The sequence below is a fragment of the Kordia periserrulae genome (assembly GCF_003054265.1).
Lineage (GTDB): Bacteria > Bacteroidota > Bacteroidia > Flavobacteriales > Flavobacteriaceae > Kordia > Kordia periserrulae.
In genome coordinates this window covers 1-1206 of the sequence record NZ_QBKT01000033.1, presented here as the reverse complement: position 1 = coordinate 1206, position 1206 = coordinate 1, and the positions used below count along the sequence as shown (strand labels likewise).

Annotated in this window: 1 protein-coding gene; it reads left to right on the top strand. The window is 44.3% G+C overall.

Annotation, left to right across the window (positions count from 1 at the left end):
* Positions 1 to 181: 181 nt before the first annotated feature.
* A partial coding sequence (locus tag C8N46_RS20060) for a condensation domain-containing protein (RefSeq protein ID WP_245896976.1) occupies positions 182 to 1206 on the top strand: 1025 nt, incomplete at its 3' end.

Genomic DNA, 1206 nt, shown 5'->3' with positions numbered 1-1206 from the left:
GTCAGAACTAGAAGCTGTTATAACGCACTGTAAGGCGTCTAAAGAACGCGTACTGAGTTGTAGTGATTGCGGATTATCCTCTAGTGTAGGCAATGCGACATTAGATAGCTTTATCAGGGACTGTGAGCAGCAATACGGAGGCATAGCATCCATATACCGCCTGAGTCCCTTACAAGAAGGAATGTTATTCCATAGCTTATATGGAGGTGAAGGCAGCGGCTCGTATGTGAGTGAGTTTGTATGTGACTTTAACGGCGGCATCAACTATGAGGTATTTGTCAAGGTTTGGGACTCCATTGTAGCACGTCATGGCATCCTGCGTACAGGAATCTACTCAGAAGGGTTGGGAGATGCAGTACAATGTGTATACAAAAAGGTGGACTTACCAATTACCCGTTATGATTATACCGACAAGGACAGCAGATGGCTGGAAGAGTACTTTGAGAATAAGAAGCTAGTGAGTTTTGATATGCAGCAGGCTCCGTTATTTAGCTTTGAGTTGTATGATTTGCCAGGCGGAATTACCCGTTTGTATCTGTATAATCATCATATCTTATGGGATGGTTGGTCGCTATCGATACTGATGAATGAATTTATTCAAGGCTACGATGCGGCACTAGAAGGTGAGGAGATAGCTCAATGCTATGTGAGTGACTATGGCAGATATGTACGAGACTTATACAATCGCGACCGTTCAGGCGAAGGGATTGACTACTGGCAAGACTACCTAAAAGGCATCGAAGGCGGCGTGTACTTACCGTTTTTACAAGATACGAGTTTACGCAACAGTGTCTTTGGAGACAGTCATGTAAGCTTTGAATTAGACCATAGCCACACAAGGCTACTGGTGGATTACAGCAAGTCAAAAGGACTTACGATGAATACCTTGGTTCAAGGTGCATGGAGTTACTTACTTCATAGCTATACAGGAGCCGAGAAGATTGTCTTTGGCGCAACAGTATCGGGAAGAGATTGGTCAGTAGGATCGGTAGAGCAAGAGGTTGGCTTATACATCAACACCTTGCCTGTAAGTATCGAGGTAGCTCGCGATAGAGACTTAGGCGATTGGCTAAGCGACTTACAAGCCGGACATTCCAAAGGAAGAGAACAGTACAGTCATGTATCGCTGAGTATGATACAAGAGGCAATGGGCGTAAGTGAAGCACTCTTTGACAGTTTGATTGTTTTTGAGAACTATCCTGTAGA